Raw genomic sequence first — 14046 nt, forward strand, 5'->3', positions numbered from 1 at the left:
CTTTTCCTTTTTGTGAACTTTTTTTGTCCAGAATTTCTTTTTTTTGACGAAAAACTTTCTTTCGGGTTTATTTCTACTTTGATTTTTTTTACTTTCAAGGAGCATATTTCTCTTTTTTATCTATTTAATTCATTTTATACCAAAGTTTTAATTTTTTGATATGCAATCATATATATTTTAAAATAGAATTAATTCAAATAAACTCACTAATGAATCATTCTCTGTTGCTTTCCCAAACTAAACTTCTTGATCCACAGTTTTAATGGTACAAATAAATTGTACTGATAGGGGGGATAACTTCTTAATTAATTTAATCAACTATTTCGATTAAATTGCTACTCATTACGGTAAAAAACTTTTCTCTGACCTTTATTTTCATATTTTTTTTCTCGAAATTGCTATTTTTCTTGATAGTGTTTTTTGGAAATCTTCAAATATTTGGGAATCCACATGGAAACTAGTAAACCTGATGCTATCGGTTTTTGATCTTTGTATTTATTAGCTATGATTAAAATACTGCCATACGTTTCATTAAACCCCTGTAAGGACAAAATCGGTAGCGTTAAGAATAGAGAAAAGCTAAAATTCCAATGAGAAAGGTGGGATGTGATTTAAATCAAGTAAAAATCTGCAGTTTTGAAAGGGAGGTATTTACTGTAATCAGAGACTAATCTGGGAAGATTTCGCATGCAATTTTAGACGCAAAAGGGTTTGCTTGATACTGAAGATGCGTCCAGTAAAAACCGAAACATTTTTACTATATGACAAAAGAGTATACGCGAGGAAATTATAAGATTACATTATATCTTTATTTCCCATGTGGATTGAATTCTGGATTGAAACTTTTGAACCTGACTATTATTCACTATTAATAACCAAAAAGAGGTTGGGTTGATGATTCATGGATCCATTTAATGCAATAGTAATAGCTGTCTTTTTACCATTTATACTCGCATGGACATTACCTGTATTATATAGTGTATTCAAACAGAGGATTGGCTGGATTTCGGCACTTATCGCATTTACGTGCTTTGTGTTGAATGCCCAGATAATCCCGTACACTATGGCAGGCACTCCTGTGAAGGGTTCGTTTACATGGTTGCCGGCAGCTGGTCTATCCCTGGACTTTTACGGAGACGGTATGGCCGTACTCCTGGCACTGATCGTTTCAGGCGTTGGTGTTATCATCATGTCCTATTCAAACGGTTACATGTCCACAAAGGAAGACCTGCCAAGGTACTACCAGTGGCTTCTGCTCTTCATGGGTGCAATGCTGGGCATTGCCTATACAGATAATACGATCCAGATGTTTATTTTCTGGGAACTGACCAGTATAACATCTTTTATGCTTATCGGATACTGGAGAGAAAGACCGGAATCCGTATACGGCGCAACCAAAGCTTTTCTGATAACTGCCGGTGGCGGACTTTTCATGTTCGCAGGCTTCCTGATGCTCAGAGTTGTCACAGGTACCTATGGAATCTCTGAAGTCGCTCAGAGCTCCGAACTCCTTGCAACACTCCACGGAAGCTCGCTTTATGTTGCAGTCCTTGTGTTGATCTTCCTGGGAGCTGCTTCCAAATCCGCTCAGGGTCCGTTCTACATATGGCTGCCCAACGCAATGGAAGCTCCGACCCCTGTAAGCGCCTTCCTGCACTCGGCTACAATGGTCAAGGCCGGTGTCTACCTGGTTGCAAGGATGCACCCCATCCTTTCGGGAACTCCCGAATGGTTAATCCTTGTTTCAGGGACAGGAATGATCACCATGGTGATGGCAGGTTTCATGGCGTTCCGGCAGACAGACATCAAAGCTATCCTGGCTTATTCTACGATCAGCCAGCTGGCGTACCTGATGACCATGTACGGATACAGTACTGCCGAACATCCGGGACTGGGCTTTGCTGCAGCAACCTTCCACCTGCTGAACCACTCCACCTTCAAGGCTACCCTCTTCCTTGTTGCAGGTATTGTGGCTCACGAGGCGACGACTCGAGATATAAGAAAACTGGGTGGTTTGCGTAAGGAGATGCCAAAGACCTTTATCGTTGCAGTAATTGCAGCAGCTTCGATGGCTGGTGTTCCTCCTCTCAATGGTTTCCTCAGCAAGGAAATGTTCTACGAGACATCTCTTGAAATCGGAGAACTGGTCTCAGAAACCTATGGAGGCCCCTGGGCTATTGTCTTCCCCGCTGTTGCAGTGGCCGGTGGCGTGTTCACCCTTATGTACTCCATCAAGCTGGTAGACGGGATTTTCCTCGGACCGAGGACTCACGACCATGATGTCCCTCACCACATTCATGATGCTCCCTGGGTCATGCTGGCTCCGGCGGTTTTCCTGGCATGTCTGATCATCTTCTTCGGACTTTACCCCACTTTCCCGATCAGCACCCTGATTCAGCCTGCCTACAGTGGCCTTGTCCCGGATGCGGACCACCTGCATGTAGCACTATGGCATGGGGTTACTACACCGCTTTTGATGACGATAGCAACCTTTGCCATCGGTCTTGTACTCTACAAGTTCTATGACGCAATTGCTGCCTGGCAGAACAGCTTCAACGACAAGCTTCCCTGGATCAGTGTGAACTACTGGTATGATGCAATAGTAAACAACGCAAGGGGGATCACCCACAAGTTCGCGGCTATAACCCAGCCAGGACCCATTGGAGTGTATGTCAAGATGACACTGCTCTTCATGATTTTCCTGATATTCTGGCCGGTTTATATGTTTGGTATAAACCTGGGTATAGGTATTGGCGACCTTCTGCCTGCAGGGATAATCTACGATGCTCAGCCTTATGAAATCGTACTTTACTCTCTGATGATTCTGGCAGCGCTTGGTGCTGCGCTTCTCCCGAAATACCTGCCTGCGGTTATATCCCTCTCCGAGCTTGGTTTCCTGGTATCCCTGCTTTACATATACCTCAAAGCTCCTGACCTTGCAATGACCCAGGTCTGCGTAGAAACATTGTCCACCATTATCTTCATCCTGGTAGTCATGAAGATTCCACAGAAATTCAATGAACCCATGCCTGCAGGTAAGGTTCTGGTGAACCTGCTAATCTCAGGCGTTGTTTCATTTGGAGTCCTTGCCGTAATGTTAAATGCAAATCTGGGGGTACTTGCCCCGTTCGAGACCTTCAATTACTACTTCATGGAGAAGGCTCTGGCAATGACCGGCGGACTTAACGTAGTTAACGTGATAGTCGTGGACTTCAGAGGGTATGATACCATCGGAGAAATTTCAGTCCTTTCCCTGGCAGCCCTTGGGGTGTACAGCCTTATCCTGAGCAGAGCAAAAAAGGCGAAGGGAGGTAAGGAATAATGGCCGATACCACAGTAATTACCAAAACAATCGCGAAGGTCTGTTTGATGATCGATATGCTTTATTCGATCGATCTTCTGCTTATAGGAGGTAACAGGCCGGGTGGAGGTTTCATCGGCGGTGTGCTGTGTGCAGCCGGAATTGGACTTATCTACGTCGCATACGGGTATGATGCAATCAAGAAAATCTGGAACCCGGACTGGCATATGTGGTTTGGATACGGGCTCCTGTTCGCAAGTATAACTGCCTGGTCTCCATTATTTGCAGGCCACAAATACTTCAGAAGCGCCTTTGATTTCATTCCCGTAGAAATAGGAGGTATGCACCTGTTTGAGCTTGAACTGGTCTCGTCGATGTTCTTTGACCTTGGTGTGTACTTCGTAGTGGTCGGAGGCCTGCTGTTTATTGCAACTAAGTTAGGAACCGACAAAGCCCCGGAGGGAGAACATGAATAATTTTTTCCTTGAGCTTACAATCGCTCTGCTCTTCGGGATCGGAACTTTCCTGGTCCTTCGCAGGGACATGATGAAAGTTATCATCGGTTTCGGTATAATTTCCCATGCCATTAACCTGTATATCGTTGGAGGCGGAGTTTTCACCGAAGGTACCCTTGTGCCGATTCTGGAACACGAACAGGCTTTAGAAGGTCTTGGCCAGGGGCTTATCTATAATGATAACCTGACAGCTGGAATTCTCGGGCCGATAACAACCAATCCGTATACAGAATTCGTGGACCCTCTTGTGCAGGCTCTCGTGCTCACGGCAATTGTGATCGGGCTTGCAACCACCGCATTCGTATTGACTCTTTGCTACCGCGTCAATGAGGAGTATGGTACTATTGATGTCCAGGAACTCAGGAGGCTTCGAGAATGAGCTTTTTAATGGATAATCTGCCGATGCTCCTGATTGCTATCCCCCTGCTGATGGCTCCGGTCACAATCCTGACCAAGGGTAATCCCGGGCTGCAAAAGGCAATAGACATCGTAGTCGGCTTTGTCATATTGTGCTTAAGCGTGCTCCTGATCATAACAGTCTGGAACAACGGAATTATTGCATATGATGTAGGAGAATTCGGAAAGTACGGGATTGTACTTGTAGCCGATCTGTTGAGTGCAGGGCTGGTTCTCCTGAACGGCTTAATTGGCTTTTTGGGCTTAATTTACTCCTATGATTACATAGAAGACCACTCCCTGAACCAGACCTACCACACCCTTTACAACCTGATGCTTGCAGGTATCAACGGGATCTTCCTGACAGGTGACATCTTCAATATGTTCGTCTTCTTCGAAATAATGCTGCTTTCCTCGGCAGCTCTGATAGTTGCAAACGAAACCTCAAAGGTTACGAAGATTTCGGACAAGATGGAAGCCACAATGAAGTACCTGGTTCTGAACATTCTCGGTGGTAATGTGATGCTGATAGCAGTCACGTCGCTGTATGCATCCATCGGTTCCCTGAACATGGCAGACATTACCCTTAAGATCAGGTTGCTTGCTGAGACAGGGGCTGTGCCATGGCACCTGTATGCGGTGGGTCTGCTCTTTATCATTGTATTTGGTGGTAAGGCAGCAATGTTTCCTCTGCACTACTGGCTTCCGGATGTACACCCCACAGCTCCGTCCCCGATCAGTGCAATGCTAAGTGGTGTGATCATAAAAATCGGAGCTTACGGTATACTCAGGGTTCTCTTTATGGTTTTTGCTCCTTTCCAGGCAGTGTACGGGCCAGTCATTCTCTTCACGGCTCTGGTCACCCTGGCCCTTGGAGCAACCTCGGCAGTAGGGCAGTCGGATGTAAAACGCATGCTGGCTTATTCCAGTGTGTCCCAGATAGGATACATCTTCCTGGGCTTTGGGATGGCAGCAATGGCAAACGTGGCCGGGGAGACTGCGGCTGCAACTCTACTCCTTGGCGCATCCGTGGTCTACATGATAAACCATGCACTTGCCAAGAGCATGTTATTCCTTACCTCGGGTGGAATCATCCACACTGCCGATACAAGGGATATGCGCCAGATGGGAGGCATGATCAACACAGCTCCTATGATGGGTGTTGCTTTCCTTGTGGGAGCCATGTCCATTGGCGGAGTGCCCCCAATGGGAGGATTCATCGCCAAGTTCATGCTCTTTGATGCAGGTCTTAGGGCGCAGTTCTACCTGCCCATAGGGATAGCTCTGGTCTTTGCAATCTTTACTCTCTTCTACATGTTCAGAGGCTGGATGCTCATATTCTGGGGAGAAAGGGACCCACAGCATGGCGAATATTCTCACCACAAACTGTCCCCTCTGATTGTAGTTCCAATCATGATACTGGCAGCGATTGTGCTGATTGTCGGACTGTACCCCCAACCTGTTGTAGAGTTCTCACAGACCATTGCAAACCAGATAATTGATCCGCAGCCTTATATTGATGCGGTAATAGTGAGGGTGATCAGATGAAGCGTCGCACAATCACTTATATGGCACTTCCGGTAATTTGGTGCCTTGTTAGTGGGCAAATAACCCTTGGAAGTGTGCTTCTTGGTCTCATCTTCGGAGTCGTAGTAGTAGCTCCCTTCAGCGAGCTGTACAGGCTGGATGAGGTGGTACACCCCACTGGAGACTGGATTTCAAAGATTCCGAAGAAACTTATGTATTTTTACGTTCTGATCAAGGAGATCATAAAGGCCAACATAGTAGTCGCAAAGATCGTCATCAAACCCAAGATAGATATCAAACCCGGAATCATTGCGGTTCCTATCCGAACGAAAACCAACATCGGAATTACGGGTATTGCCAACACCATTACCCTTACACCCGGAACCCTGACCGTTGACATTTCGGACGATAAGTCTGTCCTCTATGTGCACTCTATCGATGCAACCGATCCACAGGGCGTTCGTGACTCCATAAGGGACGACCTTGAGCACTATGTACTGGAGGCATTCGAATGATTACACTGGAACAGGCAAATTTCCTGGCACTGGTCGTTATGGTAGTCGCCCTGGTGCCGAGCACGTACAGAGTTCTGTATGGTCCGACCCTTCCTGACAGGATTGCGGCATCAGATGCCGTGGGGAACGTTCTTGCAATGATATTTGCACTCTACGCTTTCCAGGGGAGTTCTATCTACCTCATGGATGTAGCCATGCTGCTTTCAATTATCTCCTTCGTGGGAACGGTAATAGTAGCAAAGTATCTTGATACGGGAGAGGTGCTGTAATGGCAATGATTTCCACTGTACTGGACATTATAAGTATAATTCTCCTTGTGGTAGGGCTCATATTCCTCTGTCTGGGAATGCTCGGCCTGCTGCGTTTGCCTGATGTATATAACAGGTTGCACGCAACAACCAAGGTTGCAACTCTGGGTGCTCTCGGAGTCCTGCTGAGCATTATCATCCAGGAAGGTTATACACCTATGGGAGTAAAGGCTTTTACTGTATGCATTTTTATCCTGCTTACAGCTCCCATATCAGGGCATATGATCGGCAAGGCAGCCTACCGCCACGGGGTAAAACTCTGTGAAGGCACCTGCCTGGACGAATACGGACCATCACTTGGCCCACAGAGCGCACCAAAGAAGAAAAAATGAAGCTTTAATGAGTGTGTTTCCCAAACACATTCATCTTTTTGTTTTTTATCGGTTTTTTGTTCTTATCGGTTTTTTGTTCTTATCGGTTTTTTTCTGATTAACAATTCTTCTATGAGGTTTCTGCTTCTTTTTCTCCAGTTCCAATTCGGTTCTTTAAGTTAACTGAAGTTCTATTTCTGTTTCTTTTTCGTTTTCTCAGATATTGTTCTTCCCGGATAATACGGTAAAAAAGTAGGCGGCTTTAAAATTTGAAGGAGCGAGTTTATTTCAGCAGGATGAAAATCATCCCGGACGTAAAAAAAGGCTTATTTTGATATTGGAGATTAATGTTTTTTCCAAACAATAAAATCTTTCTTGCCTTCTAAAAAAAGCGTCGGTTATGCTATATATTTTTATTTTCCATCTATCTATGCCAGTAAATCCCGGAGAAATTAAGGTCTCCTCTGTCAGGTACGCAAAACCTGGACTCTTTTTTTGGGAACCAGCTTGAAAGCGAGTCAGAACAGGATCTGAAAACAGGTCTGAACAGGATTCTACAGGATAAAAGACCGAATTTAAAATACGGAAAATTCTGAGTCCGGAAAAGTTCTGAAAAGGGAAAGAAATGGTCTTAAAAGAGTCAAATTGGATCGAAAAATGAATCAGAGCCACCTTTAACAAATGATTCGCATTAAAGAAGATCCGTTGAATTAAAATCATGGATGGAATATTTCCGGGATTCAAACTGGTTTTGTATATAGATTACTTATTCTAAAGATACTTTTTATTATTTATATAGGCTAAATCGAATAACTATATATTCTACTCTGCGAATTCTAACCCTGAAAAGCCAGAAATGCGAAAGCAGGACAGAGAGGTAATAGTTATTATAAGACTGGTACATCTTTCAGACATTCACTTCTCAGAAGCGTTTTATATGCCTGAGATTGCAGATGCAATGCTTGAAAAAATCAATCAGAATAATCCGGATATCGTTGTCGTTACAGGCGACCTTACAGAAAACGGGCTTGCGGCCGAGTATGATGGGGCGAAAAAATTCATTGACAGGATCGACTGCAAAAACAAGGTGATCGTTCCCGGAAATCATGACTCCAGAAATGCAGGTTACCTTTTCTTCGAAGACATTTTCAAGGCCAGGTCTTCTTCCGGGAGTTTTGGGGAAGTCACGGTTGTAGGACTTGATTCTTCCCAGCCGGAACTTGAAGAAGGGCACATCGGGAGGGAAAACTACGGCTGGATAGAGAAAGCTTTCTCAACAGCAGGTTTCAAGGTTTTTGCCCTTCACCACCACCTGATCCCAATTCCCAGGACAGGCAGGGGCAATAATGTGCTTGTGGACGCAGGAGATGTCCTTGAGCTTCTGGACCGTTCGGGTGTAAACCTTGTGCTCTGCGGGCACTGGCATATTCCCTGGGTTTGGAGATTAAATGATATGCTTGTTGTCAGCGCAGGAACAGTCTGTTCTTCCAAGGTTCGGGGAAAAGCCACACAGTGTTACAACTACATTGAACTTGAAGTGCCTGAACCCGACTGTACCCGCCGGCACCTGCAGGTTCACAGAGTTTTCTTAGGAGGTAAAAAAGAACGGGTTGTGGATAGTATAATATGACAGCAATATAAAATAGCATATATAAAGTGGAATTAAGACTCAAGAGATCCTGAGAACTTCAGACTTCTTTTATTGTTTCCTCAACCTTACATTTTTTTCGCCCTTTCTTTCACCTTACGTTTTTCGTCCTTTCCTCCATCTCATGTTTCTTTTATCAGTTCCTCTCTTTTACTCGTCTTTTTTACTGCTCTTCCCCTATTATCCGCACAATTTTTTTCTTTCAATATTTCGTCCCCTCTATTATTTCGTCCCCCTCAATATTTCACCCCCCTGCAGAACCTGAGGCTCCTGCAAAATCCTGATCGGCTATGTTATATTTTTTTGAAAATAAATTATAAGCCATGAAACTGGGCTTAGGAATCGATACTGGTGGGACATACACCGACGCCGTTTTAATGAACCTGACAGACGGCAGCATTCTTGATTTTAACAAGGCATTAACAACCCACTCCAATCTGGTCGAAGGAATAGAAAACGTAGTTGCAGGCTTAAAGCAGGAGTATCTGAACAATATAAAACTTGTTTCGGTATCCACAACTCTTTCTACAAACTCCACACTGGAAGGCAAAGGGCATCCTGCAGGGCTGATCCTGGCAGGCTATACGGTCAACGGGGATATCCCGGCGCGTGAGATGGTCTCCATAGTTGGCGGCCACGATTCAAAAGGAAACGAAGTCAGTTTCCTCGACCTTAAACCTGTGGAAGAATTCGTTAACAGTACAAGAGGCAGGCTCTTTTCATACGCAGTTTCTTCTTATTTTTCCGCAAGGAACCCGGAACACGAGCTTTCGGTAAAAAAAACAATAGAACAGCTGACCGATAAACCCGTGGTCTGCGGGCATGAACTTTCCCTGAGCCTGGGAGCTTACGAAAGGGCGGTAACTGCAGTCTTGAACGCTCGCCTGATCCCGATCACCTCTCAGTTCATCCAGGCCGTCCTGGCGGTAATGGAAGCAAGAAACATCAAAGCTCCAATGATGGTTATGAAATGCGATGGCTCCCTTGCCCGCATCGAAGAAGCTCTTGAAAAACCTGTGGAATCTATTTTTTCAGGCCCTGCCGCAAGCCTCGTAGGGGCTGCCCATATCAGCGGCCTGAAAACCTGCGTGGCTGTAGATGTGGGAGGCACGAGCACCGATATTGCTCTGATAGAGGACGGGGTCCCCGAAATCAGTGAAAACGGGGCTGTGGTGGGAAACTGGAAAACCATGGTCAGGGCGGTCAGGATAAGGACCTCGGCTATGGGAGGAGATAGCAATGTGTGGGTACAGAAAAAACTTTACATCGGCCCGAACAGGGTAATTCCCCTCTGCCTTGCGGCTTCAGAATATCCTTTCCTCGAAGACCGGTTGAGGAAAGCCGAAAGAATCTCGGACAGGATAATGGATGATATCTTCCAGCCAACAAGTTTCTTTGTCAGGAGCGGAAGTCCCGAATCCGATGATGATATACAGGACCTTAATTATTCAATCGAATTTGAACTGGAAAACCATGAGCGCCAGATCTTTGATGCTATAGGATACGAACCGGTTTCGGTATACGATATTGCAGAAGCGGTCGGAAAACATCCCCTGCAGTTTGTAAAGGCTCTGCGTTCCCTGGTCCAGAAGCGCTGCATCTGCCATATAGGTTTCACCCCTACGGATGCCCTTCATGTGCTTGGGGAATATGAAATGTGGAACAGTAGTGCTTCTCTGCTGGGGGCGGAACTTCTTGGCAGCTACCAGGGGCTGGATCCCGAAAGTTTTTCCAGGGAAATAAAAAGAAGTTTTGCAAAAAATATCGCTCTTGACCTGCTGGCATTCTTTGCAAAAGACTTCAAGCGGGAAGACCTTGAAAAACTGCTGGCAAACTCTCGTTTTACAAAGTTCAGGATCAATATTCCGGTTGTAATGATCGGAGCTCCTGTCAAAGCCTACGTGTCCGAACTCAAGGAGTTCATCGATGCGGATATCCGGGTCCCAGAATTCCACGAGGTGGGCAATGCCGCAGGCGCTCTGGCCGGCAACATCATCAAGAGAAGTGAAATTCTAATCAGGCCGGCAGGTTCCGGAACCGAGCAGTATTATGTATTCTCTGAAGTAGAGCGGAGGATCGCAGATAATTATCATGAGGCTGTGGACTACGGGCTGGAGCTTATGGGAAAACTAATTTTCGACCATATGGACGGGTACGGACTTCAGAAAGAGCAGGTCCGCTTTGACCTTGAAAGAAAGGACTTCACTCCGAGCTTTGGAGCCCAGAAAGAGACCCGTCTGATGGGCCTGGGTATCGGAAACCCTTTGAAGCTGGAACAGTAACGGGGTTACGGAAGACGTCAGATTCTTCAAAAACTCTCTTTATCTTTCCATCGCATCTTTTTTTCCGTAAAGCAGCCAATCTCTGCTTCTCTTTTTCACTTTTTCTTTCGATTAAGGTTTCATAGATATGAAATCTTATAGATCATAGATATGAAATCTTACAGATCATAGATATGAAATCTTATAGATCATAGATATGAAATCTTATAGATCATAGACATGAAGTCTTACAGATCATAGATATGAGTAAACAAATTTTATTAATGTTCAGTTACCTCCTTCAACCAGAACGATTATTGTATTGTACTTTATTTCTATCGGATTTCTTCTAAAATGGTTGATCATCAGGAGAAAATAACATGCGAAGGGACTACATAGATATCGGTTACAGCCCTAAGGATACGGATCTGATCTGTGAATTCCACATAGAACCGTCAGCAGGAGTGAATTTTGAGGAAGCTGCCACCCATATGGCAGGGGAAAGTTCCATAGACTCCTGGACTGAGATTGCTACATTGAGTCCCGAACTTGCAGAGCAACTGAAGCCCCATATTTTTTTCGCGGATGAGAAAGCCCAGACTGTAAGGGTTGCCTATTCGGAAGACCTTTTTGAACTGGGTTCTGTCCCTCAAGTGCTCAGTGCTGTTGCGGGCAATATCCTGAGCATGAAAATCGTTGACAACCTCAGGCTGCAGGACATCACCTTCCCAAACTCAATGCTCCGTGAGTTTAAAGGCCCGAATTTCGGGTTACCTGGGATCAGGGAACTTGTTGGAGTGCAGGACCGGCCGTTAATAGGGACCATCGTCAAGCCGAAAGTCGGCCTTACCTCCGAAAAACATGCGGAAGTAGCTTACAATTCCTTTGTAGGAGGCTGCGACCTTGTTAAAGATGATGAGAACCTGACCGACCAGAAATTCAATGGCTTTGAAAAAAGAGCCGAACTTACCCTGAAACTCGCAGAAAAGGCAGAGGCTGAAACGGGAGAAAGGAAGATGTACCTCTGCAATATCACTGCCCCGACCTGCAAGGAAATGATCCGTCGCGTGAATGTCCTTAAAGACCTGGGTGCCAGCTATGCAATGATCGATATCGTGCCTGCGGGCTGGTCTGCCGTTCAGACCCTGCGCGAAGAAGCCGAGGACGCGGGGCTTGCTCTTCATGCTCACCGCTGCATGCATTCCGCATATACCCGGAACCCGCGCCACGGGATAAGCATGGTGGTCGTTGCCAAGCTCTGCAGGCTGGTAGGGCTTGACCAGCTCCACATAGGCACGGTTGTCGGGAAGATGCACGGAGAAAAGCATGAAGTTCTGACTCTAAGGGATGAGTGCGTGCTTGATAAAGTGCCCGCGGATGAAAGTCAGCATGTCCTTGCCCAGGACTGGGGAGGGTTAAAACCGATGTTTCCGGTAGCTTCCGGAGGGCTTGCCCCTACAATGATCCCTGACCTTTACTCTATTTTCGGAAAAGAAGTTATTATGCAGTTCGGCGGAGGAATCCATGCTCACCCGATGGGTACGGCAGCCGGAGCCGCTGCATGCCGGCAGGCGCTTGAAGCAAGCCTTGAAGGGATCAGCCTTCAGGACTATGCAAAGAACCACAAAGAACTTGAAGTTGCTCTCGGGAAGTGGTTGAAGAAATAAAGCTGCATAATGAGTGGCTGCATAATGAGTCCCGGTTATTAAGAGGCAGATTGTTAAGGCACAGACTTCTAAGTACCGGGTACAGGCTGTAAAAGAAACAATAGCAGAATTATAACCTAAGGAGTTCACCTCTGGTGCAGGCAGAAAACGGAAATAAAATAAAGACCCGGCTTTTCCGGGTCTCTGAAGAGAACTTTGATGCTGTCCTTGATGAGGCCGCAGAAATTATTCGGAGAGGGGGAACAGTTGCCTTCCCCACGGAAACAGTTTACGGGCTTGGGGCTAATGGGCTTGACCCTGCCGCCGTCCGGAAAATCTTTGAAGCAAAGGAACGGCCTCCTGGCAACCCTCTCAGCCTGCTTGTCCACTCCGGGGACGACGCCGGAAAGGTCGCAAAAAATATACCTGAAAAAGCGTTCAGGCTTATGGATGCTTTCTGGCCTGGCCCCCTTACGATCGTGCTTGAGAAAAAAGAAATTGTCCCGGAGATTACTTCGGGGAACCTGCCTTCAATAGGTCTCCGCATGCCTGACCACAGGATTCCTCTGGAGCTTGTAAAAAGGGCGGGTACTCCCCTGGCTGCTCCGAGTGCGAACCTTTCGGGAAAGCCCAGTCCCAGTCTGGCGGCCCATGTCCTGGCTGACCTTACAGGCAGGATTGATGCGGTCATTGACGGTGGGGGAACAGTCATAGGGCTTGAGTCAACTGTTGTTGATATGACGGTTGAGCCTCCGGTAGTGCTGCGGCCAGGAGCCGTGAGTATTGCCGAGCTTGAAAGGGTTATAGGTAGAGTCAGGCCTTCATATGACGAGGCTGTAGCAGGGACTGGTGAAACGGTGCCTGAAAAGCAGGCGGGGCAGAAATTCAGTCATTATACCCCTGATACGCAGGTCGTGCTTGTGGAAGGGGACAGAAAAAGGGTTTCCGAAAAGATTGGTACCCTGCTCGAAAATTCCCGGCACGAGGGGAAAAAAGTCGGGCTTCTGCTCAGCAATGAGACCGCAGGTTTTTTTGCTTCTGAAGGATTGAGTGCAGATGAATACTTTTTACTCGGGTCCCGCGAAGAGCCGGAAGAAGCTGCAAGAAGACTTTTTGAAGGGCTCAGAGCTCTGGATGCGAAAAGTCTGGACGTGATTCTGGCTGATGGCTCTTTTTCCCCTTCAGGCCTTGGAGCTGCCCTCCTTAATCGGTTAAGAGAAGCTGCCTCCGTAAGGTATGCTGTTTAAGTCGGGTGTACCGGTTAAATTGCAATAGTATAAGTGAGGGTTTGACAGTCAGATTTGATATTATTGATTTTTCAGATACCTGGAGCGATTCTCTTGAACGCAGAAAAAAAAGAAAGGATGGAAAAAGCGCGGGCTTATAAAAAAGTCCGGGAGCAGAACAAAAAAGTAACAGTTATAAGCCTCTCAATTCTGGCTGCAGGACTGCTTTTGATGACTCTTAATATAACTATTCTTGGTGTTGATATCGGATACTATCTTGTCGTGGCAGGGGTTACTATCTTCTTTGTGACTTCGATGTCAGGCCTCTTTGCTGCGGGTTCCATAAACAAGCGGAGATAATTTTTTCCTTCTTTTCCGAAAGGGGCTTTTCA

Annotated in this window: 12 protein-coding genes; all 12 read left to right on the plus strand. The window is 46.2% G+C overall.

From position 1 onward, the window contains the following. Nucleotides 1-901: 901 nt before the first annotated feature. The 12 genes from mbhE (at nucleotide 902) to ACSAZL_RS21070 (ending at nucleotide 14014) form a co-directional block, all read left to right on the plus strand. Nucleotides 902-3322, plus strand: a complete 2421-nt coding sequence (gene mbhE, locus ACSAZL_RS21015) for a hydrogen gas-evolving membrane-bound hydrogenase subunit E (protein ID WP_440946487.1) — start codon at nucleotides 902-904, stop codon at nucleotides 3320-3322. Further along, nucleotides 3322-3777: a monovalent cation/H+ antiporter subunit B gene (locus ACSAZL_RS21020; protein WP_440946488.1), complete on the plus strand. Its 456-nt coding sequence runs from the start codon at nucleotides 3322-3324 to the stop codon at nucleotides 3775-3777. Before mbhE ends, ACSAZL_RS21020 begins: the two co-directional genes overlap by 1 nt. Next, the gene (locus ACSAZL_RS21025) at nucleotides 3770-4195 is read left to right on the plus strand and encodes an NADH-quinone oxidoreductase subunit K (protein WP_440946489.1); all 426 of its coding nucleotides are present in this window, start codon (nucleotides 3770-3772) and stop codon (nucleotides 4193-4195) included. The genes ACSAZL_RS21020 and ACSAZL_RS21025 overlap by 8 nt, the downstream gene beginning before the upstream one ends. Further along, nucleotides 4192-5760, plus strand: coding sequence for a proton-conducting transporter transmembrane domain-containing protein (locus ACSAZL_RS21030; protein ID WP_440946490.1), 1569 nt, complete (start codon nucleotides 4192-4194; stop codon nucleotides 5758-5760). Before ACSAZL_RS21025 ends, ACSAZL_RS21030 begins: the two co-directional genes overlap by 4 nt. Then, nucleotides 5757-6254, plus strand: coding sequence for a Na+/H+ antiporter subunit E (locus ACSAZL_RS21035; protein WP_440946491.1), 498 nt, complete (start codon nucleotides 5757-5759; stop codon nucleotides 6252-6254). The genes ACSAZL_RS21030 and ACSAZL_RS21035 overlap by 4 nt, the downstream gene beginning before the upstream one ends. After that, nucleotides 6251-6523: a cation:proton antiporter gene (locus ACSAZL_RS21040; protein ID WP_440946492.1), complete on the plus strand. Its 273-nt coding sequence runs from the start codon at nucleotides 6251-6253 to the stop codon at nucleotides 6521-6523. The genes ACSAZL_RS21035 and ACSAZL_RS21040 overlap by 4 nt, the downstream gene beginning before the upstream one ends. Continuing rightward, nucleotides 6523-6894: a monovalent cation/H(+) antiporter subunit G gene (mnhG, locus tag ACSAZL_RS21045; protein WP_440946493.1), complete on the plus strand. Its 372-nt coding sequence runs from the start codon at nucleotides 6523-6525 to the stop codon at nucleotides 6892-6894. The genes ACSAZL_RS21040 and mnhG overlap by 1 nt, the downstream gene beginning before the upstream one ends. 916 nt (nucleotides 6895-7810) lie before the next feature. Next, nucleotides 7811-8503, plus strand: a complete 693-nt coding sequence (locus ACSAZL_RS21050) for a metallophosphoesterase family protein (protein ID WP_440946494.1) — start codon at nucleotides 7811-7813, stop codon at nucleotides 8501-8503. Between the two features lie 341 nt (nucleotides 8504-8844). Beyond that, a complete protein-coding gene (locus ACSAZL_RS21055; protein WP_440946495.1) occupies nucleotides 8845-10803 on the plus strand; it encodes a hydantoinase/oxoprolinase family protein in 1959 nt (652 codons plus the stop codon). Between the two features lie 359 nt (nucleotides 10804-11162). Then, nucleotides 11163-12449, plus strand: coding sequence for a type III ribulose-bisphosphate carboxylase (gene rbcL / locus ACSAZL_RS21060; RefSeq protein ID WP_440946496.1), 1287 nt, complete (start codon nucleotides 11163-11165; stop codon nucleotides 12447-12449). 134 nt (nucleotides 12450-12583) lie between these two features. After that, nucleotides 12584-13675, plus strand: coding sequence for an L-threonylcarbamoyladenylate synthase (locus tag ACSAZL_RS21065; RefSeq protein WP_440946497.1), 1092 nt, complete (start codon nucleotides 12584-12586; stop codon nucleotides 13673-13675). Nucleotides 13676-13768: 93 nt separating this feature from the next. Next, nucleotides 13769-14014, plus strand: a complete 246-nt coding sequence (locus ACSAZL_RS21070) for a hypothetical protein (protein WP_440946498.1) — start codon at nucleotides 13769-13771, stop codon at nucleotides 14012-14014. The last annotated feature ends 32 nt before the right edge of the window (nucleotides 14015-14046 follow it).

The sequence above is a fragment of the Methanosarcina mangrovi genome, assembly GCF_052057765.1.
In the GTDB taxonomy this organism is placed as follows: Archaea; Halobacteriota; Methanosarcinia; order Methanosarcinales; family Methanosarcinaceae; genus Methanosarcina.